Here is a 21,017-nt window from a genome sequence, read left to right on the forward strand (position 1 = left end):
TAAAGGAGCTTCGCTAGCCTCTGCCTTATGACTAGACCGAACGAAGGAATGTAGGCACATTGATGCCCAGAGACATGGGAGGGTACGTCATCATAAGTTACGCAGAGATCCATTGTGCATCAAATAATTCCCTAACACTACTTACCACTATTACCCAGTAGTGACCGCGTAGCGTACCCATGTATTGGAATAGATTCACATAATATAAAAATATTGTTAGGGAACGTGTCGAAAAATATTTTTTTGACACCCCAGCAACGGGTTAAACTGTTGCTAAATCAACATTTATAGAGGGAGGAATTGAAACAGAGGAAAGTCATAGTACAGAAAACAGTGAACATGGAGCCGAAAATGAAAGTAGTCCCAACTCAGAAGAAAGCGAGCATGGTGAAGAGGGTGGGCACGGCACTGAAGAGATAACTGAAAGTGCTCCAAACTATCGCGTATTAACCGTTTTTGGATTAATAAATCTTGCATTCATCCTTATTGGTGTATGGAATAAATTGATAAAAGGAAGAGGGAACAAACATGTCTATGCCAAATAAATCTGCACCCAAAACTCCATTCAATTTATTATCTATACCAATTATTAAGAAGTTTATCAAAAGTAAATGGTATCCTGGTATTTTTCAGTGGATGGTTTTAATAGTATTTTCGGTTATTGTATTTGAATTAGTTGCAGGAACAGTTAGTCCCCACGGAAATTTTGGTACAACAATGACATGGGTTCTATGGTGGCCATTAATACCTATCTTGTTTATTGCCACGGGAAGGTTCTGGTGTGCAATATGTCCATTCGGTAAAGTTAGTGATATTGTAAGAAAGCTTGTCGGTAGCGAACGTCCTATGCCTAAATTTTTAAGGAAATATGGTATATGGTTAATTGATTTATTTTTTATTGCGATAACGTACAGCGATCATGTGTGGGGGATAGTTGAATCTCCTCGAGGATCAGGATACCTTCTCCTTTTATTGGTAACTATGGTTGTGGCTACTTCAGTATTCTATGAGAGACGAACATTTTGTAAAACACTTTGTTTTCTTGGAGGGTTAGCTGGTAACTATTCAAGATCAGGTGCTCTAGAGTTACGAGGGACACCAGATATTTGTAAAACATGTAAAACCCAATCATGTTTTAAGGGGAGTGATAAAGCAGAAGGGTGTCCGATGTTCCAGTTTCCTCGTACCATGGACTCTAGTGCCGAATGTAATATCTGTGGAAATTGTGTGAAAAATTGTCCGAATGATTCTATAAGATTATCTTTAAGAGTTCCTACAAAAGAGTTGTGGGGCCTTAAGAATCCAAAGCTTGAGCATGCATCATTAGCTGCAGTTATAATGGGTATTGTCTTTGTACAAAACATAACAATGTTAGAAATTTGGGAAGATATCTTATCAATCATTAGTTCTTTTACCGGAACATCTAATTACCAAGTGAATTTTACAATCGCATTCATTTTCTCAATGGCGTTACCTATCCTATTATTATTAGGAGCAGCTAAATTAGCAACCGTATTGGGAATGCCTAACTCCGTAAAGAAAAACTTCACTCTTTTTGGATACGCATTTATTCCTTTAGATTTAGCTGGACATTTAGGTCATAACTTGTTTCATATTATCACAGAGGGGAAAGCCATCTGGTTTAATTCATTGAGTTTATTTGGTAGTAAAGTTACTACAGGTGATCTGAGCTTAGCATCTACATCTACTGTGCAACTTTTACAATACTTAATTATAGGTATAGGTTTCATTGGATCTACTTACACTGCTTATAAGATGGGGAAAAAGGCAACATTTAAATCCATGCTCCCATATTATGCTCTAATGCTAATTTTGGGAATTATCAATATCTATTTATTCTCACTACCAATGAGCCATAGAGTATAGGTAGAAAAAGTAAGATAACAATTAATTAAAACACTATTAATTAAAACTGATTTGATTTGACGTTCGGGATTATCCCCCGAACGTTTTTCTATGTATTAAAGTTTTTCAATTATTAATAATAAAAAGAAATGACAAAAGAAGTTTAGATGACGAAATTAATAATAGTAAGCTGCTATTATTGTATAGACATTGATAAAGCGAATTAAAGTGAGAGTTTACATTGCCCAATTATTGTGCTGACACATAATTTATTTGTTTGATACTATATAAAAAGAAACGGTTAAATAATAATAAAAAGAAACTCCTAACGAAAAAAATTTTTAGAGGATTAATGGGATATTTTCGAAAGTGAAATTGATAGATATTTCTATATTATTTCAGAGAATAATGGTAACCTTTATCTGATTAGTTTCATCTGATTGATGTAATTCTTTTGTAATTGTTAATTACCAAATAGTTAATATTTGTTTATACTTTTGCCTAGCAAGAATAACTTGTGAGCAATATCAAAATATCAAAAGCAAAATCCAAATAATAGGAGTGTTAATAAGATGAGTAAACCAACAAACTCTGGAAATCAGCCACCAAGCACACCACGTTGGGTGAAAATATCAGGTATTATCATCGTAGCATTGATAGTACTGTTCATTATTCTTAAACTCACCGGCATCGGTGGTAACCACGGACCAGGTCGCCACTTCTCAACTGCTCAAGCCGTTAGGGGTGATCAGATCATAAATATGAAACAAGACTTGATTGAGGGACCGATACATGAACATGTCATCTAGATTGCGTAAGTTCACACTCACTGCGCATATCACTGTTTCAGTCGGATGGTTAGGTGCCGTTTTAGCCTATCTTTCTCTTGCGGTTGTTATTAAAACAAGTGAGGATATTTCGTTGGTACGCGCTGCTTATCTTGCTTTGGAACCAATTACAAGTTATGTTCTAGTCCCGTTAGCGATTGCATCTCTAATTACTGGGATTGTTATCTCACTCGGAACCTCATGGGGATTATTTCGGCACTACTGGGTAATTTTTAAATTAATATTAACTGTTTTTTCTATCATTATTTTACTAGCATTTACACAATCACTCACCCGGATGGTAAGTATAGCTGCAGATTCAACGACCTCGATAAATGAACTGCGCGAAATGGGAGCAGGTATTAGCCACGCTGTTGGTGCTCTAGTAATTCTATTAATAATTATGATTCTTTCGGTTTACAAGCCAAAGGGTATGACTCGATACGGTTGGCAAAAACAACAGAAAAGTCGAAAGGGTTCTAGTCAGTGACGGGGACTAGTATAGACAAGTCGGTATAAATTCAATGAATATAACTAGGGAAGATAACTTTTTTATTAAATAACATTTTATTTAATGAAAGAATAAAAGGATGGTTAGCATTTGAGTTAGTCTTCAAATGTTAACCATCCTTTTTTCTTCTCAGATTTATTATAATATGGATCAACCTTGCTATTAGGCTAACAAACTATCTAAAGCGTCTTGCAAATCTTTGACAACGTATTAACGTCCGAACCAAATTTGCACATGGCTTCACAATTACTTCTTAAATCCGAAAATAATATGTAAGAAAGTGAACATGTATGATCATTGTGAAAGGAGGGGCGAAGCAACTGTGCTTTGATTTCTTTTTCTCTTTTATCAGGGGCTACTAAGAAAAAATTACAGTCATTATGTAATAAAGACTTTGAAAGATCATTTAATCTTAAGATGCCGGAATAGATCGATGTACTTTTCTCCACTTCAAACGCAGAGATAATATCTCCTTCTTTATTCAGCCAAAGTACGTCAATCAATCGAATCGTATCCTTTACACTGGATGGAACATGAGGAAGCTTAAGACCCGTTAATGAAAATTCCCCAAGCGCTGAATTATCCCAGGTCCTTTTATGGTCATTTTGAGCAATCCAAACATTATACCCAAAGGCTTTTCCTAACGTTGCTAGATGATATTGCATCTCTGTATGGGTATTCTCTTCAAGTAATTCATTTTGAATAGAGTTGTGTCTTTTTCTTTTATCCTTCTCAATCTTTTCTAAAGCAATTTCATAATTTTCGCTAGTAATAATTCGGCCGTTTCCAATTTCATATAAAAGGCCACCAGCTGCGCCTAAATCTTTTGATAAAAGCTTGCTATGTTCTTGGTTAAAATCGAGAATTAAATCTCTCATTTTTAAATATTCACCCCAAGAACCAAGTTTTAAGCGTTGATTAAATAACAAATTTGCACCTTTAATAATAGCAGTATTAAAAGGAGGGAAAATGGTAGGGTGAATAAAATAAAGTATGTTAGCAACTGCTGGTCCAAGACCTTTAATTTTTTGGGAGTCTAAAAGAAAGATTTGCTCTAGAAGTTGTTTTTCATTACTTGTCTGAAGACACATCTTTAAAAAACGAGCGAAAGCTTTCTTATTTGCCTCATTTTCATAGATATCGGGAATTCTTAGCTTTGGTTTCCAATAAAAAGCATGAGCAGCTCCTTCAAAAATTTCCTTTTGTTCCGAAATGGCGGTAACAACGGTTTCAAGAGATGACTCTTTAAAATCATTTCCGAACTCATTTGTCTCAATCTCACGAATTACCATTTTTAAACCGCTGCGAATAGTTCTAAAAGCTTTTAAGCGTTCAGTGTTATTCATAAACCAGTTATTAAAAACCGATTCTTCGTCCTCACGATATTCCTTTAGCACGTTCTCCATTGATTTTCCCATCATTACTCTACCTCCACAAAGAATGAACACTTTATTTTAAAGGATAATTTTGCAGAAACTATCGATTTTCAATAAATTGTTAGATTCCCTTTTAAAAAAATCGAAATGTGATGTGAATCACATTTCAAAAAAATAATTCTAATTAATATCACTAGTGTTGTATAAATAATGTCATAATTTTCAGTTTAATCATCTTTCTTGATTAGAGCCAAAAAGGTAAATACCCTATTAAAGGTGGCTCCATCCATTTGGATTTTATTTACAATTAGACCTGTGCGACAACGACAATTTGTTTATTTAAGGGATGGCTTTTCCTTCAATCTTTCGAAGCCAGATATTCGCTGGTTTCCACAATGCAGCCCTTAAATAACGGCTAATTTGTAAGGTTTTTCGCTTACTTTTTGTTTCGATTTGTACGAGAACATGTAGGCAAAAAACAATCAGTGCGATAAACACTTGATTTTGAACTGCCCATTCGCTTTGACCGTAGAATTTTTTGATGCTGAGATGTTGTTTAATCCACTTAAAAAATAGCTCAATTGCCCAGCGAGATTTGTACATCTCCGAAATTTCTTCGGCACTCAAATCAAAACGATTCGTAATAAGCTGGAGTTCATTTCCTTTTGAATCCATCACTTTTAGAAGGCGAAAGTAATTTTCAGCACGGTTTTGAGTCGTACCAATCAATACCATTTGGTCTGACAAAACAGTCGCTTTCTCTGGTAGGTTAAAATCGAAAACTTCCCGTATGACTGCATTTTTACGTAGTCTGGAAAGAAAAAAGTAGCCATCATCAGTCATGCGATCAAAGCGCTCGTAGTCTAGATAGCCACGATCAAACACATACATGCATTCCTTGTCATCCACCATGATTTCAAGCTGACCACGGTCATGTTCTTTTGCAGTTGTCATAACGGCTTTTTCAGGATAGGAAGTACCTTTTTCCATAAACACAAGACGGAGATGCAACTTTACTCCCGCCTTTGTTTTGCGAAATTTTGCCCATTTATGATTGGTTAAATTGAGTGGCAGCGTGCTTGAATCAATAATTTTTAACGGCATCACAAGTTTCGTATAGTACGTTTTGGTATGAATTTGTGATACTAAATCAAGGAAAAGCCTTTGGAATATATCTGGATTCATCCCATTCAATCGGCGTGACAGCTGAGAAATACTGATAGAATCAAGGTCGATTCCTTTTTGAAGCTGGTCATCGAATAGACTATCGCTTAGTGCATGCAGACTTTCGATTTCTTGTAGTTGCGCAAAAAGTAGTAATTTAAGGAATGACTCAGTCGTTAGTTTTTTCGTATAGTAATCTAATTTCATCGTTTTCACCTGTTCTTCAAATAATTGAAGGTTTATTGGTGAAAACCATTGTCCAAATGAATTTTTTCGTGTAATCTTGTCCATGCGTATGTCCTTTTATAGTGGATTTGGACGGGTTACCACCTGACTTATCCATTATAAAGGACTTTTTCTTTGCACAAAATAATAAAATTGAACATTTTAAGTATTTCCAATAGTCAAATTAAATTAACGCAACACTAGTGAATTAATATAAGACTATCATAACTTAAGGAGGCCATAAATGATGAAGAGAAGTTTACTTAGTATCCCATTTTTACTTATCATTTTTGCTATATTTCTAACTGGTTGTACTTCCAATACCACAACCATTGGAAATAAGGGTAATACGACAACAGATATTGAGGAAAATACTAAACAACCAAAAGGAATAAAGGAAAGTAATAAAGAGGAAAAGTTCTACTTTACTGCTAATGAAGGGGGATCCATAAACAAGATTAGAGTTGCTGATAATGAAGTGGTTTCAACCATTGAAGTAGATGGAGCTGTCCACAACATTCAAACATCTCCAAATGGCGAACTATTTGCAGTAACTGTGGTTCCAACCGCAGAAGGCGGCCATGGGGATATGGAAATGCCAGGATTGGTTCTTTTCTATAATTCTCAAACAGACGAAATACAAAACAAGGTAGAAGTAGGTAATCATCCAGCTCACGTTGTTTTTACAGATGACGGAAGATATGGATTAGTAACAAATAATGAGGATAATACCGTTTCGGTGATCGACTTAAGTACCTATACTGTTATAAATACAATTTCAACCGGTGAAGGACCTCATGGATTTAGAACATCTAAAGATAATAAATATGCTTATGTAGCAAATATGGGTGAAGACACGGTAAGTGTAATAAATATTGAAAAAATGAAGGAAGAGAAAAGAATTACAGTAGGAGCAACTCCAGTTACTACTGATATTACTTCTGACGGAAAAACGTTAGTTGCAACACTTAATGGAGAAAACAAGCTAGCAATCATCGATGTGGAATCAGAAAGTATTTCAAAAGTAGATGTTGGCATTGGACCAGCTCAAGTCTACATTGACGCTAAAGACCAATTTGCCTATGTTGCTAATCAAGGTACACCAGAAAAACCTTCTAATACTCTTAGTGTCATTGATATAAAAGAAAAGAAAGTAATAACAACCATTGAAACAGGCAAAGGGTCTCACGGTGTTGTTGTAAGTCCCAATAATCAATTTGCCTATGTAACAAACATGTATGAGAATTCAGTCAGTATCATCGATCTTGAAACCTATACAGTAACTGGGACAATTCAAGTGGGAGAGACTCCTAATGGAATAAGTATCATGGATTAGTGAAAATTACAGTTAAGTCGTACTCAAAATAGAGTACGGCTTAAACTTTTTTATTAGAAACATAGAAACTTCATAATTTCTTCATTTATAACACTTATTATTTAATTATGAAAACGGAAGATATAATATAAGTGAGGACTGATGTAATTAGAGAAAATCAAATATACGAGTACGTACTATTTTTTGTGCGAATTAAAGGAGTAAGAAAAATTGAGTTCAAAGCTAAACAGTATTTCATTCAAACTCGGGCTATTATTTAGCGGTGTATTTATTACATTATTACTTCTTCTCGGGCTCATATTATATGGCGTATTTACAAATATGTTTGTAGATTATATAAAACAGGATTTGTTAGCCAAAGGACAAAATCATGCCCGTATCTTGGCAGAAGATTTTAATCAATCTGCAATAAATCACGTAGTCGAAATGGAAAAAGGTGTAATGACAGATGTACTTGTAACAGACAACAAACAACAATTTGTCGCTTTTTCAAAAAAACCAGATGAAGAGATGGTTGACCATCTTATTACTAAAAGCCTTAGTAATGGAACCATTTTAGAGGAAGATTGGAAACAGCATAGTTATCTTATCTCGGTAACCCCTATTGGAGATCATTTAGGATACGTGTATATGTACTATCCAGCATCGATTCTTAGAGAAATTGTTTTTGTTATGAATCTTCTACTTATTGTAGCTACCATTGGAATTTTGCTACTAGCATTTGGTTTAATAGGCATCTTATCTAGAAGATTAACACGTCCACTTTTGTATATGAAAGAAGCAACTTCAAAAATGGCCATGGGAATGTATAAGCAGAATATACCGGTAAAAGGAAAAGATGAAGTAGCACAACTAGGGTTTTCGATTCAAAATTTAGGTGATCAGCTACAGTATTTTGAAGAAAGTAGAAGTGATTTTTTAGCTGCCGTTTCCCATGAGCTTAGAACCCCACTTACTTATTTAAAAGGATATAGTGATATCTTAAATAAAGATATTATTAAAGACCGTGAAGAACAAAAAGAGTATCTAACTATCATTAATAAAGAAGCCCATAGATTATCTATATTAATAAATGATTTGTTTGAAATGAGCAAACTTCAAACAGGGCAGTTTGTGTTAAAAAAAGAGTTAACTAACATAAATCAAGTAATCAAAAAAGCAACAAAAAATCTAAACCCTGTTGCAAATGAGAAAGGGATTGGATTGATTTTAAGCTTGAATGAAGAAATACCCGATATATCTATCGATCCCCAAAGGATGGAGCAAGTAATTTATAACTTAATTGAAAATGCCATTAAATATACTTCTCAAGGTACTATCACGATTAAATCTACTTTATTAGGAGATTTTATTGTTCTTCAAATTTCAGATACGGGAATTGGAATCCCTTCAAAGGACTTACCTAAAATATGGGAACGGTTTTATCGAGTTGACCAATCGCGAACAAGGAAAACTGGGGGATCTGGATTAGGACTTTATGTTGTTAAGCAGATCATTGATGCCCACAATGGGAGTATACAGGTTAAAAGTAAAGAAAACGAAGGCTCCGTATTTACCATTTATTTAGAAAAGGAAGAGAACGATGAAAAAGATACTAATAGTTGATGACGAAAAAACCATGAGACAACTGCTTCGTATTTACTTGCAGCAGGAGAACTATGATATTTATGAAGCTGAGAATGGTCAAGAAGCCTTTGAAAAGGTAAAAAGAAATGATTTTGACTTAATGATTCTTGATGTAATGATGCCTGTAATGGATGGGTGGAAAACACTAGAGGTAATAAGAGAAATCTCTGACATACCTATTTTAATGTTAACAGCAAAAGGAACAGTCCAGGACAAAGTAACCGGGTTCTCTTCAGGAGCTGATGATTACTTGGTCAAACCATTTGATGAAGCGGAATTAGTTGTAAGAGTAGGGGCCCTTCTTAGAAGGACTAATCTTAATCAATCAAACGATGAAATTATTAAATACAATGGCATTATCATTAATTTAACTTCTAGAGAGATTTTTCATGAAGGAATAAAACTGAATCTTACACAAACAGAATTTGATTTGTTACAAGTTCTTGTTGAACATCGAGGAAATGTTTTATCTAGAGAGCAACTTGTAGAGAAGATTTGGGGCTTAGAATTTTCCGGAGAAGATCGTACGGTGGATTCCCATATTAAAAATTTACGTGAAAAGCTTAGTTCCCTCGGTTTTGAAAAGTCCATTATAAAAACGGTCTGGGGAATTGGCTACAAAGTGGAGTAGGGTGATAAAAGAATATGAAAAAAAAATGGCCGGTAATTATCTTAAGTATATTTATTGTATTAGGTTTTTCTTTTCTTTTCTTTGTGTTAAAGATGGTTTGGTTTCCTCCTGAATCAATGGGTATGATGATGAGTAAAGAGATGATGTTTCATCATGTGAAGTATTGGTTTAATCAGACTTTTTGGGTATGTTTAATCATGATTGGAATTGGTTTATTAATTTGGATTTTCATTAGTAAGAAGGAAAAAGGGAACGAAAAACAATAACTATCACTTTAAACTACTGTTATATTCTATTCTTGATTATGATTGGGTCAAAAAAAGGAATGTAAAGGAATTGTTTAACTGAAATTATTTTAATTAATTACATTATTTTTCTAATAATTTTTTCTCTATTTAAATATGAAAAATCCTCAATAATGATGGTTCAATGTAAAGTATTGTTTGACATACCCCTTATTATGTATGCTCATTATTATAAAAAAACTGTATTCTTTAGCTGAAGCATGTCTCTGTTGAGACACGCTTTTTTATTGAAATTTTTTTCTATCCTACACTTATCTCCATACTTTCTCCATGATTGTTTTTTATAGTTAAAACATAGAAAACAATAACATAGACTCTCGGAATAACTAAGTCATTTTTATGGGATTTGTAAAAAAATAACTGGAAATTAGCTTCGATTCGATGAAAATTCCTTTTTTTCATTTCCTTTTTCAAAAAAATGCATACCAAATAAGCCTTGCTTATAAAATTTTTAAAAATGATTAAGCAGACTTTTTAAAAATGACATTTTCGAGATTCAGCTTTTCTTTTTTAACGTCGTACCAAGCATCAATATGTTGGCACATCATAATGGCATAAGTCCGAATGTACCACATTTTCGTGGAACGATGACGACCTAATTCTAAATGATAATCAACCTTTTCACGTTTGTTCGACCGTTCTACAGATGTACGACGCTTATAAGTTAGCTTCCACTTTTCAGACGTTCTCGGAGTCTTAGTAAACAACCGAAGGTTGTCCTTCCGGAATGTATGAAATGTTCGACCGTATTTAGCTTTAGAACAGGGATTCTCACAAGTAATTTTTGTGCCGCATGCGAGTGGACATCTCCATTTCTGCCGGTTTTTGGATTTATCAAAACCATTGGGCTTCATTTTTAACCCTGCAGAACAAATTGGTGTCCCTTCGGGAGATATTTGTATATCGCTTTCAGTGCTGAAATTTTTCTTGGTTCGAACATTCAGATCAATGAAAGGCTCGATATTATAATGATCTAGCAATTCATAAATAGGTTCCGCATCATGAGCAGCATCCAAGAGAATCTTACCAATTGTGCCCAAGGTAGTGCGTTGCGAAAATTCAATAGAACTGGCAACAAGACTGACAGAATCATGCCGGGAAGCTGGTTGAAGTCTTGGATACAAGGGTAGGTCGTATCGACTGTCGCTAGTGGATAACATGTAGAGATGGTATCCGTTGAAGTAGCGTTCCCGTGAACTGTCCCACCCTGAGTCGATGTCAGGTTGGGAATAATGACGAGGATGGTTACAATTCGTTAGTCCTTGGGCACTGCATTCACAAGTACGCTTGCTTCTTGGAAATCTAGCCGTTTCAATCGGGGTACCGTCTCCGACAACCCCTAGAGCGTCCAAGTCTCCGAGTAAGCCTAGGTTCGCTGATACATGGAGAAATTGAGATTGAAATAATTCAAATAATCGATCGCTTGGCAGCACTTTTTTCTTAGCATCATAACGAAAAAAACGATCGATTAACTTTCTAACTATACCTGGACTTGATGGGGACGCTTTTTCGCCTTTCTTGGGTTTCTTCTTTTTCTTTTTTTGGCGTTTCGGTTTGATATTGGGTTTTATATTAGCGTTATCCCTTCCCCATAAACGGTGGAAAAAATCGTAGAAAGTCCCTATACCAGGAACTTTCCCCGGTTCAAAGCCACTCATGATGGCATAGAAAGGCACTCGATACAATTCATCAACCCATTCAGTAATACTGAGAGTTGGTTTAGCCAAAAGAAGCAAAAGGTAAGAGCGCATCATAGAAGACGGATCACGAGGCTCCGGACCTTTATTCGAATAAGAGCTCCGAAGCCACGAGGTAATCTGAGAAAGGTCAGTGATCCATAACTTGTAAATAATGGGCCAATCATTATTTACAATAGTAAGGACGTTACCAGAGTAATGCTTTCTTAATTGTTCTAAAACGAAGTTTTGGTAATCTTCATGACTAACGACAGTTGGCTTCACCTCAACACCCCAATTCACGGTTTATAAGGAAATAAATCCCTTCGCCGGCGATTATTGTGGTGTTTTCAAAAAGTCAAGTATTTTCGACAAAAAAATCAACAAAATTTCACTGAGGAATTTCCAATTCTTCTTATAAAACGTGAAACATCCCCCTACTAAAAGTAGGAGGAATCAAATAAAAATGGTACAAGAAAATCCTTGTACCATCTAACTCGGCGAATGCCGAGAGTCTATTAACTAGTAAGGAGGAGCTATCGATTTAAAATTTTGGTCCATCTTTAATAATTACTAAATCTAATTAAAAAGGAGAAAAGATCATGAAAAAGACTCTAATTACAGTAACCTTAGCAGCTGCATTAATTGTCGGAGGTGGCACTGGCCTGTATTACGCCTCAGCAAAAGAGAATGTAGGAACTCAGGATAATTCCGTTAAGAATTCTGGAAAAATGAATACTGAAAACATGAATAGTATGATGAATGGCGACATGCAAGAAATGATGGATGGCAACATGCAAGAGATGATGAATGGCGATATGCAAGAGATGATGAATGACAAAAATATGAATTTCGGACAGATGAAAGATCATATGAAAGAAATGCATCCCGAATTAGAAGAGCAACAATTAGAGGAGATGTATAAGGATATGCATGGTACAGGTGGATCAGAAAATAGTAATAATTTTCAATAATATTTATTTTTAAATTTTTTTAGAGAGGTGTAACTGTATGGAATGGCTTTCCTATTTACTCATATTACTTTGTCCATTAATGATGATTTTTTGTATGAAAGGACATGGTAATCATAAGAAGCACGATACTCATTTTAATTCCGATATTTCAAGTAAGCTAACAAATTTAGAGAAAGAAAATGAGGAATTGAAAAGAGAAATTGACTTACTTTCTTCATTAGTAAAAAAAGAGTCCTAAGATAATTTAAAACATCTGTTAACACTAATTCACGGTTTCTATAATCTACCCACCTTCATAATATAAATACAATATCGGTTACTGGGGAGGGAAGTATTTTTGTTAAACAGAAGAGAATTTATTAGTAAATCGCTGAAAGGAACTACGGGTTTAATTGTAATCTCTATTGTACCTATTGGATTAAGCGCATGTAGTAATAAAGAATTATCTTTGGATACAGACTCTATGGTTAACCTAGGTCCCCTAACTGAACTTAATAAAGGGATATTTCCCAAAAAGGTGCCTTATAAAGTAAATATAAAAGATGCCTGGACCGAACAAAAAATGGAGGGATTTGTTTATATAAACAAGACTTTTGAAGATAATAACTTACTTATTTTGTCTCCTATTTGTACCCATCTGGGTTGTGTTGTAGGTGATGCTGATGAGAAATTGCAAAAAGAGGGCATTCGTTATTATTGTCCTTGTCATGGTGGTCAGTACGATGAATACGGAGTAAATGTAGGTGGGCCACCACCAAGACCCTTAGAAATGTTTAGTCCATATGTGGAGAATGGAAATGTGTATATATCTATATTAAATCCAACTGTAAGGTAAACAAATAAAGAAGCGAGTTGAGACTACAGTGAGTTGTTGTAAAGGAAAGTCTAATAATAGAAAAAAAATTTCCCCCTTCAAATTCTTTGCCATTTGGGTTTTAGTAGTAGGTGCAATCGGATTATATAGTATATTCCTTAATTAATTTTGTACTAAAAAGAAAAAAATAAGATTCTATAAAAAGCAATGTATTGGTTATCGGAATTTTTTCGATGACCATTTTATTTGGCGAAAGCAATAACAAATTCTTAAATTTTGATGTTTGCATACTTTCTCCATATTCTTTTTGTATCATAAATAAAGTAAATATAAAACTAACTTAGGGAGAGAAATTTATGGATAGTATCCAACCGTTAAGTAGAGTAGCTTTAGATTTGGGTCCAATAACTATCTATTGGTATGGTATTATTATTGGATTTGGCATATTTTTAGGGTGGTTTCTTGCGACGAAAGAAGCTGAAAAATCAGGACTCAATAAGGATATATTTTCAGATTTATTACTATGGGCAATTCCAATAGCCATTATAAGTGCAAGAATATATTACGTGTTATTTAAATGGGATTACTATGTAGAGAATCCAAGTGAAATCATGGCGATTTGGCAGGGCGGAATTGCTATTCATGGGGCTTTAATTGGAGGAATAATAACCGCTGTTATATTCGCAAAGAAAAAGAATGTTTCATTTTGGAAACTTGCTGATATTGCAGCACCAAGTATTATTCTCGGGCAAGCAATTGGTCGATGGGGAAATTTTATGAATCAAGAAGCTCACGGAACAGCAGTTACAAGAAGCTTTTTAGAAAATCTAAATCTCCCAGACTTCATTATTAATCAGATGTATATTGGAGGTTCATATTACCACCCCACGTTTTTGTATGAGTCCTTATGGAGTTTATTAGGTTTCTCATTATTGATCATACTAAGGAAGTTCCCACTTTATCGTGGTGAATTATTCTTTTCTTACATTATTTGGTACTCTATTGGAAGGTTTTTCATCGAGGGATTACGGACTGATAGTCTAATGTTGACTGATTCATTACGAATTGCACAAGTATTGTCATTACTCCTAATTGGTATTGCAGTATTTATTATAGGAATTAGACGTTGGAAAGGCTTTTCAAATAACAAATCCGCTAAATCTATATAAAAAAAAGGAAATTAATTGTAAACATTAGGAATCTGCATATTTTTTGCAAATTTATTGTATATACTATGCTCGTAGTTTAAATAAGGGAGGATTTTATATTATGCTGAAAAGTAAAAAAATATTGCTAGCGCTAGTTTCTCTACTTACAGTAATCACCTTAGCTGCGTGTGCTGGTAATGAGGAGAGTGATTCCAACCAGGATGAGGGTATGGAAAACATGGATCACTCAAATATGGATATGGGTTCAGAAACTGAAGAAAACGATGATTCTGGATCGGAAGAAAGCATGGACATGGATCATTCTGGTACAGGAGAAGTGCCTGAAGGGTTAAAGGTATCAGAAAATCCAACATATAAAGTCGGAAGTAAAGCAATCATCAAAGATGCTCATATGGAAGGTATGGAAGGTGCTGAAGCAACTATTGTCGGTGCTTATGATACGGTTGCATATGCCATTTCATATACCCCAACAAATGGTGGAGAACCAGCAGAAAACCATAAGTGGGTTATTCACGAAGAAATTCCTGATGCTGGTGAACAGCCTCTAGAAACGGGCGCTGAAGTAACAATTAATGCAGAACATATGGATGGCATGGATGGAGCTAAGGCTGTAATTGACTCAGCAGAAGAGACAACCGTCTATATGATCGATTTTACACCTACTACTGGTGGTGAAAGAGTAACCAATCACCAATGGGTTACTGAAAGCGAACTTTCACCAGTTGAATAATGTCTAATATGAAGAAGAGGAGTTGTTTTCTTATAGAAAACAGCTCCTCTTTTTATTTTAAAACATCATAAAAACCCCATATTTTTGTCACAGAACATTCACTTTACATACCATACTAGGGTATCATATAATATAAGTAAGTTAAGAATATAATTCAAACTAAAACCATAAAGGAGACGAGATCTAATGGAAAAGGTAACACTTAAAGTTCAGGGGATGTCTTGTGGTCATTGTGTAAATTCGATTGAAGGTAGTGTAAATGAACTAGAAGGTGTCTCTTTGGTCAAAGTTCACCTTAAGGAAGGAACCGTTGAGATAGAATATAGTTCAAATGATATAAATCTTGAAACGATAAAAAGGACCATTGATGAACAGGGTTATGATGTAATCTAAGAATGGAGAAGGAGGTCGTGCTAATGTAAGCACGTTCTCTTTTTTAAAAATATATACCCCACACAGGTATGGAAGGTGAAGAAACATGTCAAAGGAAAAAGATAACAGTAATATTCCCACTATTGATGAATTAATAACAAGTCTTAATCAGAAAAGAATTTATGCTAAAAAGACATTGTCAAGACAGGAGATACTGAAGCGTTTGACTTCCCAGTCTTTAACGAAAATTTATATCTAGATTGATGTTAGAAGAATGATGTTATCAGTTTAAACAAAATTGTACCGTCATTTAAAATTTACTAAAAATAAGAACATTGTGTGTAAATTAGTTAGGAGGAAAGAGGACATGACAGAAATAGCAAAATTAAAAAATCAACCTCATAATGTCGCCATGGAAAATGTCTTGTTAAATATCACTGGTATGACATGTGCAGCTTGTGCTAACCGGATTGAGAAGAACATAAATAAAATACCTGGGGTCCAAAAAGCTAGTGTAAACCTTGCAACAGAGAAAGCATCTGTATCATATGAACCTTCAGAGGTGTCAATTGATGACATTATATCTAGAGTCAAAAAGATTGGTTATGGAGTTCAAGAGGAAAAAGTAAAGTTTAACATCCTAGGAATGACATGTGCTGCCTGTGCAACTAGGATTGAAAAAGGTTTAAGTAAAATCGAAGGAGTAACACAAGCAGCCGTAAACCTTGCAACGGAGAAAGCAACAGTTGAGTATATTCCTGGAAAGACCAATGTTGATCAGCTAATTACAGCTGTTAAAAAAGCAGGATATGATGCTAAGGTAATCGGAGAGGTTGATGAAGACTATGAAAAAAGTATACGGGAAGCTTCCTATAAAAAACAAAAAATAAAATTTATGGTTGGGGCTTTTCTTTCGCTATTTTTCTTAGCGCAAATGATTTCCGACTTTACAATGGAGTATGGAAGTGGTGGATTCTTTCATATGAATCCCTGGATTCAGTTTTTACTTGCCACTCCAGTACAATTCTATGTAGGTGGCCACTATTACCGTGATGCATTTAACGCCGTAAGGGGCGGAAGTTCTAATATGGCTGTATTAGTCGTTCTTGGTACATCAGCAGCCTATTTTTATAGTTTAATTGTTACGATTATGGGAACGAGTCAATTTTTATATTTTGAAGCTGCAGTAATTGTCATGACACTGATTGTTCTTGGTAAGCTACTTGAAACGCGTGCTAAAGGGCAAACTTCGGAAGCGATAAAGAAATTGATGGGACTTCAGGCTAAGACCGCATGTGTAATTAGAGACAATGAAGAAATTGATATTCCTATTGAGGATGTTCAACTGGGTGATGTGATATTTGTTCGTGCAGGGGAAAAAGTTCCTGTTGATGGTGAAATTATAGAGGGGACGACTACAATAGATGAATCTATGCTAACGGGTGAGAGCATGCCAGTTAGTAAAAAATACGGAGATACTGTGATTGGTGCTACAGTTAACAAACATGGTTCGTTTAAATTTAGAGCCACTAAAGTTGGCAAAGACACAGCGTTATCCCAAATCATTAAGCTTGTTGAAGAGGCACAAGGGTCGAAAGCACCGATCCAACAACTCGCAGATAAAATCTCTGGAGTTTTTGTACCGATAGTAATTTTAATCGCTATAGCAACGTTTATAATTACCTATTTCTTAGTAGGATTTACCCCAGCACTGGTTAGTACTATCGCCGTACTTGTCATAGCCTGTCCGTGTGCTTTAGGATTAGCAACACCGACAGCAGTAATGGTTGGTACCGGGAAAGGCGCTGAAAATGGTCTCTTAATTAAAGGAGCAGAGCATCTCCAAAATTCTCAGCGTCTAACCACGATTGTCTTAGATAAGACAGGAACCATTACTAAAGGAGAACCAGATGTTACTGATATTGTAACCTATGGTATTTACTCTGAAGAAGAAATACTACAACTAGCTGCTTCCGCAGAAAAAGGTTCAGAACATCCACTTGGTGAAGCCATTGTTAATAGAGCCAAGGAAAAAGGCTACCAATTGATAGATGGAACAAACTTCAACGCCATTCCGGGGCATGGAATTCAAGTTGAAATTAAGGAAAAAAATATTTTGATTGGAAATAAAAAGTTAATGGCTAAAAATAAAATTAATATTGAAAATGCCCTTGGTAGAATGGAGAATCTAGAAGGCGAAGGAAAAACAGCTATGCTAATTGCAATAGAAGGAAGGCTTGAAGCAATCATTGCTGTTGCAGATACAGTTAAAGAGAGCTCAGCAGAAGCAATAAAACGGATGAAAGAACTTGGAATTGAAGTTATTATGATAACAGGGGACAATCGTCTCACTGCAGAAGCGATCGCAAGACAAGTAGGAGTCGATCGAGTTCTTGCAGAGGTGCTTCCAGAAGATAAATCGGCTGAGGTAGAAAAGCTTAAACAAGAAGGAAAGATCGTTGCAATGGTTGGAGATGGAATTAATGATGCTCCTGCCCTTGCTGCAGCTGATGTAGGTATTGCCATAGGAACTGGAACAGATGTAGCCATTGAAGCTGCCGATATCACTTTAATGCGCGGAGATTTATTGGGAATAGTAGATATAATTAGCCTATCAAAGACCACTATGAGAAAGATACGTCAAAACCTTTTCTGGGCATTTGCTTATAACATTGTTTTAATACCGGTAGCTGCGATGGGTCTTCTTAATCCAATCCTAGCTGGTGGAGCAATGGCGTTTAGTTCGGTCTCTGTCGTAGGAAACACCTTGTTTCTTCGTAATTGGAAAACTCAACGATAAATATAAAAAACTACTTATTAACCTACTGATTTTTCAGTAGGTTATTTTTTGTCCAATTTAATTTTTCTGTTTCAAATAGATTATTGCATTGGGGAAAAACTACTAAAATACAGAAATTAATTCTATTTTTTAATAAAAATAATAGATTATACTAAGCACAATTTAAATGACGGAGGTTGTTATGAAGTATATAAAAGTGATAAAAGTGCCTGGTATATTAAAGCTCCAATCTATATATTTAGGATTTTTTATGATTCTGTTTAGTATCATTTTAATAACAAGTCTGTTTGATTTAAAATATAAATTTTCCTATAGTTGGCTTTCTAGATCTTTTGAAGATGTTTCGACAGAATTTTTCATAGATGTTATCGCATCTGAAATTAGTCTATATAGTCCTAATACCGACCAAGCGGATACCCCTTTACCAAAGGTACTACTTTCAACAGTTCTTAATATTTGGCCAGAAGACATTAGAACCTTTCTCGGGAGAGAGCTACCTGGATTTTTAACCTTTAATACAGAAATCGCTGTTGCTGGTATAGGTACAAATTTAACCACATTGCCAATGGAGTCTCCACCTCCCTTAGAGATTTTATTAAAAGAAAGAGAGCAATCAGAAACCGAGATTGCGAAATCAAATAGTGAGGAGAATCCCCCAGTTAATACACCATCCTTAAAGACTGAGAAAGATGCAGTATTCATTTATCATTCTCATAGTTGGGAAGCATTCTTGCCGCTTTTAGAAGGAAATAAGACTGCAAATGAAGCAGTAAGTCTTGCAGAAACCAAAAATGTTATTGCGGTTGGTAATAAACTTAAGGAAGAACTAGCTGAACGTGGGATAGGTGCGAGTCAAAGTAAAGCTAATGTGACAGAAGAATTAAAAAAGAAGAACTGGAATTACAATCAATCCTACATTCTCTCGAGAGAACTGGTTCAAGAGGCTATGGCACAAGAGGAATCTATTCAATATTTGATCGATATTCATAGAGACTCTCAAAATAGAGAGCTTACAACAACCAAAATAAACGGAAAAGACTATGCAAGGTTATTTTTTATTGTAGGTAAGGAAAATAAAAACTACGAACGTAACCTTGCTCTAGCCAAAGAACTCAATCAGAAACTTGAAGAAAAATACCCAGGAATTAGTAGAGGTGTCTTTATTAAGACAAAAGATGATGGGAATGGAGTTTATAATCAAGATCTATCTAGCCAATCTATGCTTCTTGAATTTGGTGGTGTAGAAAATAATAGTATGGAGCTAGATCATTCTATAAAAGCTTTTGCTGAAGTATTTAGTGAATATTTTTGGAAAGCAGAAGAGGTTAGTGGTAGTGGGAATTAGGCATAATATTAGTTTTCAATATTCTCCATTCTTTTTGAAAAAAGGACAATATTAGTAGTAAGAATTCATAGAAAATGCACACTTTAATTGTATTATTGTCCTTGAAAGTAAGAGGTAGGAGGCAAGGTTTATGTCTAAAAAGAAAATGCAAAAAAAGAGTAAAAACGGATTAGGGTGGCTACTTTTAGGGATTATGGTGGTTTTTATTGGATTAATTTTCATTCCGAAAAATAAAACAGAGAATATTAGCTTCCCTGATCTACATGGTTTAAGTTTTTCTTCAGATGGGTCAAAGTTAGTTGCAGCTGTACATGACGGATTAAGGGAATATAATGATGGAAAATGGACTACACCTGATGGTGAGAAAAATGATTATATGGGTTATTCACCTATAAAAAATGGGTTCTATAGTAGTGGACATCCTGGTCCTACATCAAGTTTAAAAAATCCTCTAGGGATCGTAAAGAGTCAGGATAATGGTAAGACTATAGACGTGGTGGATTTACACGGGGAAGTTGATTTCCATTCTTTAACGGTAGGCTATGAAACGGAAGACTTATATGTTTATACACCTGAACCAAATTCAAAGATGAAGGAAGCAGGATTTTACTATTCAAAGGATAAAGCTAAATCTTGGAATGAGATGGCCTTAAACGGACTTACAGGAAATCCTAGAACATTCATAGCACACCCAACACAAAAAGGAGTGGTGGTCATTGGGACAGATAAAGGCCTATATTTATCTAATGATTACGGAGAATCCTTTCAATTACTATCAGATGACATAATAGCAAGTACTGGAACTATCTCTAGTCAAGATGAATTAATTGTTGGTCAAAATACTGATGAGAAAAAAATAATCAAAATAGGTTTAAATAACAAAGAGGTTAAGAATGTTGATCTTCCTAAAAATATAGATGGTAACATTATGTATATTACTAATAACTATAATAACCCCGATGAGATTGCTATTGCTACAGATCAGATCAATGTATATGTTAGCAAAAACAATGGAGCGGATTGGGAAAGTATAGTTAATTTAGGTAAGGGTATTAACCAGGAATGATAAGTAATTCAGTATACTAAATGTATTTTGACTGTTCATGTGCTTGGCTAAATATTCTATATTCAATTGTTCATATCATATACTAGTTAATCTCAAAACCTTATGCCAGATTAGAACATGCACTAAGAATGCATGTTCTATTTTTTTGTTTGTGTATTGGAATTGTGTCTTTTTTGTAATAAAAATATTGAAAGTATGTATTAT

General features: G+C 34.9%; 19 protein-coding genes. 16 read left to right on the top strand and 3 right to left on the bottom strand.

Translation table 11 applies throughout. From position 1 onward, the window contains the following. Nucleotides 1-528 precede the first annotated feature (528 nt). The 3 genes from MKX65_RS25210 to MKX65_RS25220 all read left to right on the top strand — a co-directional run bounded on the left by MKX65_RS25210 (nucleotide 529) and on the right by MKX65_RS25220 (nucleotide 3,183). Nucleotides 529-1,887 (top strand): 4Fe-4S binding protein, encoded by a 1,359-nt coding sequence (locus MKX65_RS25210; RefSeq protein WP_340906652.1) that lies wholly within the window; start codon nucleotides 529-531, stop codon nucleotides 1,885-1,887. A gap of 551 nt (nucleotides 1,888-2,438) precedes the next feature. Beyond that, nucleotides 2,439-2,675, top strand: a complete 237-nt coding sequence (locus MKX65_RS25215; protein ID WP_160549362.1) for a hypothetical protein — start codon at nucleotides 2,439-2,441, stop codon at nucleotides 2,673-2,675. Further along, complete coding sequence (locus MKX65_RS25220; RefSeq protein ID WP_340906653.1) at nucleotides 2,659-3,183, top strand: DUF2269 domain-containing protein; 525 nt, start codon at nucleotides 2,659-2,661, stop codon at nucleotides 3,181-3,183. Before MKX65_RS25215 ends, MKX65_RS25220 begins: the two co-directional genes overlap by 17 nt. 200 nt (nucleotides 3,184-3,383) lie before the next feature. Here MKX65_RS25220 and MKX65_RS25225 read toward each other — a convergent pair whose 3' ends face one another. Both MKX65_RS25225 and MKX65_RS25230 read right to left on the bottom strand, forming a co-directional pair. Then, nucleotides 3,384-4,625: a hypothetical protein gene (locus MKX65_RS25225; protein ID WP_340906654.1), complete on the bottom strand. Its 1,242-nt coding sequence runs from the start codon at nucleotides 4,623-4,625 to the stop codon at nucleotides 3,384-3,386. 294 nt (nucleotides 4,626-4,919) lie between these two features. Continuing rightward, the gene (locus MKX65_RS25230; RefSeq protein WP_160549961.1) at nucleotides 4,920-6,035 is read right to left on the bottom strand and encodes an IS4 family transposase; all 1,116 of its coding nucleotides are present in this window, start codon (nucleotides 6,033-6,035) and stop codon (nucleotides 4,920-4,922) included. Nucleotides 6,036-6,216: 181 nt separating this feature from the next. Between MKX65_RS25230 and MKX65_RS25235 the strand changes: the two genes are divergently transcribed. From MKX65_RS25235 to MKX65_RS25250, 4 genes are all read left to right on the top strand, one after another. Then, on the top strand, nucleotides 6,217-7,305 hold the full coding sequence (locus MKX65_RS25235) for a YncE family protein (protein ID WP_445677970.1): 1,089 nt from the start codon (nucleotides 6,217-6,219) through the stop codon (nucleotides 7,303-7,305). A 210-nt stretch (nucleotides 7,306-7,515) separates the two neighbouring features. After that, nucleotides 7,516-8,910: a sensor histidine kinase gene (locus MKX65_RS25240; RefSeq protein ID WP_340906656.1), complete on the top strand. Its 1,395-nt coding sequence runs from the start codon at nucleotides 7,516-7,518 to the stop codon at nucleotides 8,908-8,910. After that, a complete protein-coding gene (locus tag MKX65_RS25245) occupies nucleotides 8,897-9,562 on the top strand; it encodes a response regulator transcription factor (protein WP_340906948.1) in 666 nt (221 codons plus the stop codon). Before MKX65_RS25240 ends, MKX65_RS25245 begins: the two co-directional genes overlap by 14 nt. Before the next feature lie 14 nt (nucleotides 9,563-9,576). Then, the gene (locus MKX65_RS25250; RefSeq protein WP_160549364.1) at nucleotides 9,577-9,828 is read left to right on the top strand and encodes a hypothetical protein; all 252 of its coding nucleotides are present in this window, start codon (nucleotides 9,577-9,579) and stop codon (nucleotides 9,826-9,828) included. 500 nt (nucleotides 9,829-10,328) lie between these two features. Here the strand turns inward: MKX65_RS25250 and MKX65_RS25255 are convergent, their stop codons facing one another. Continuing rightward, entirely contained in the window at nucleotides 10,329-11,828 is a 1,500-nt protein-coding gene (locus MKX65_RS25255; RefSeq protein ID WP_340902990.1) for a transposase, read from the bottom strand. A 317-nt stretch (nucleotides 11,829-12,145) separates the two neighbouring features. Here MKX65_RS25255 and MKX65_RS25260 point away from each other — a divergent pair, with 317 nt between their 5' ends. The 9 genes from MKX65_RS25260 to MKX65_RS25300 all read left to right on the top strand — a co-directional run bounded on the left by MKX65_RS25260 (nucleotide 12,146) and on the right by MKX65_RS25300 (nucleotide 20,813). Further along, on the top strand, nucleotides 12,146-12,517 hold the full coding sequence (locus MKX65_RS25260; protein ID WP_340906657.1) for a hypothetical protein: 372 nt from the start codon (nucleotides 12,146-12,148) through the stop codon (nucleotides 12,515-12,517). A gap of 37 nt (nucleotides 12,518-12,554) precedes the next feature. After that, nucleotides 12,555-12,755: a DUF2933 domain-containing protein gene (locus MKX65_RS25265; protein WP_160549366.1), complete on the top strand. Its 201-nt coding sequence runs from the start codon at nucleotides 12,555-12,557 to the stop codon at nucleotides 12,753-12,755. A 99-nt stretch (nucleotides 12,756-12,854) separates the two neighbouring features. Continuing rightward, a complete protein-coding gene (locus MKX65_RS25270; RefSeq protein ID WP_160549367.1) occupies nucleotides 12,855-13,352 on the top strand; it encodes a Rieske 2Fe-2S domain-containing protein in 498 nt (165 codons plus the stop codon). Between the two features lie 335 nt (nucleotides 13,353-13,687). Beyond that, nucleotides 13,688-14,500 (top strand): prolipoprotein diacylglyceryl transferase, encoded by an 813-nt coding sequence (lgt, locus tag MKX65_RS25275; protein ID WP_160549368.1) that lies wholly within the window; start codon nucleotides 13,688-13,690, stop codon nucleotides 14,498-14,500. Between the two features lie 100 nt (nucleotides 14,501-14,600). After that, on the top strand, nucleotides 14,601-15,230 hold the full coding sequence (locus MKX65_RS25280; RefSeq protein WP_340906659.1) for a YdhK family protein: 630 nt from the start codon (nucleotides 14,601-14,603) through the stop codon (nucleotides 15,228-15,230). Nucleotides 15,231-15,416: 186 nt separating this feature from the next. Further along, the gene (gene copZ / locus MKX65_RS25285) at nucleotides 15,417-15,623 is read left to right on the top strand and encodes a copper chaperone CopZ (RefSeq protein ID WP_160549370.1); all 207 of its coding nucleotides are present in this window, start codon (nucleotides 15,417-15,419) and stop codon (nucleotides 15,621-15,623) included. Between the two features lie 346 nt (nucleotides 15,624-15,969). After that, a complete protein-coding gene (locus tag MKX65_RS25290; protein WP_340906660.1) occupies nucleotides 15,970-18,402 on the top strand; it encodes a heavy metal translocating P-type ATPase in 2,433 nt (810 codons plus the stop codon). A gap of 181 nt (nucleotides 18,403-18,583) precedes the next feature. Beyond that, nucleotides 18,584-19,747, top strand: coding sequence for a stage II sporulation protein P (gene spoIIP, locus MKX65_RS25295; protein WP_340906661.1), 1,164 nt, complete (start codon nucleotides 18,584-18,586; stop codon nucleotides 19,745-19,747). Between the two features lie 130 nt (nucleotides 19,748-19,877). Then, nucleotides 19,878-20,813, top strand: coding sequence for a F510_1955 family glycosylhydrolase (locus MKX65_RS25300; RefSeq protein WP_340906662.1), 936 nt, complete (start codon nucleotides 19,878-19,880; stop codon nucleotides 20,811-20,813). Nucleotides 20,814-21,017: the final 204 nt, after the last annotated feature.

It is taken from the genome of Robertmurraya sp. FSL R5-0851 (genome assembly GCF_038002965.1).
GTDB lineage: Bacteria > Bacillota > Bacilli > Bacillales > Cytobacillaceae > Robertmurraya_A > Robertmurraya_A beringensis.

Bases quoted from the DNA above. Each gene is read 5' to 3' on its own strand.
- spoIIP (WP_340906661.1), top strand. From the start codon at position 18,584: ATGAAGTATATAAAAGTGATAAAAGTGCCTGGTATATTAAAGCTCCAA.
- MKX65_RS25260 (WP_340906657.1), top strand. From the start codon at position 12,146: ATGAAAAAGACTCTAATTACAGTAACCTTAGCAGCTGCATTAATTGTC.
- MKX65_RS25300 (WP_340906662.1), top strand. From the start codon at position 19,878: ATGTCTAAAAAGAAAATGCAAAAAAAGAGTAAAAACGGATTAGGGTGG.
- MKX65_RS25235 (WP_445677970.1), top strand. From the start codon at position 6,217: ATGAAGAGAAGTTTACTTAGTATCCCATTTTTACTTATCATTTTTGCT.
- lgt (WP_160549368.1), top strand. From the start codon at position 13,688: ATGGATAGTATCCAACCGTTAAGTAGAGTAGCTTTAGATTTGGGTCCA.
- MKX65_RS25210 (WP_340906652.1), top strand. From the start codon at position 529: ATGTCTATGCCAAATAAATCTGCACCCAAAACTCCATTCAATTTATTA.
- copZ (WP_160549370.1), top strand. From the start codon at position 15,417: ATGGAAAAGGTAACACTTAAAGTTCAGGGGATGTCTTGTGGTCATTGT.
- MKX65_RS25230 (WP_160549961.1), bottom strand. From the start codon at position 6,035: ATGGACAAGATTACACGAAAAAATTCATTTGGACAATGGTTTTCACCA.
- MKX65_RS25265 (WP_160549366.1), top strand. From the start codon at position 12,555: ATGGAATGGCTTTCCTATTTACTCATATTACTTTGTCCATTAATGATG.
- MKX65_RS25290 (WP_340906660.1), top strand. From the start codon at position 15,970: ATGACAGAAATAGCAAAATTAAAAAATCAACCTCATAATGTCGCCATG.
- MKX65_RS25215 (WP_160549362.1), top strand. From the start codon at position 2,439: ATGAGTAAACCAACAAACTCTGGAAATCAGCCACCAAGCACACCACGT.
- MKX65_RS25225 (WP_340906654.1), bottom strand. From the start codon at position 4,625: ATGATGGGAAAATCAATGGAGAACGTGCTAAAGGAATATCGTGAGGAC.
- MKX65_RS25250 (WP_160549364.1), top strand. From the start codon at position 9,577: ATGAAAAAAAAATGGCCGGTAATTATCTTAAGTATATTTATTGTATTA.
- MKX65_RS25220 (WP_340906653.1), top strand. From the start codon at position 2,659: ATGAACATGTCATCTAGATTGCGTAAGTTCACACTCACTGCGCATATC.
- MKX65_RS25280 (WP_340906659.1), top strand. From the start codon at position 14,601: ATGCTGAAAAGTAAAAAAATATTGCTAGCGCTAGTTTCTCTACTTACA.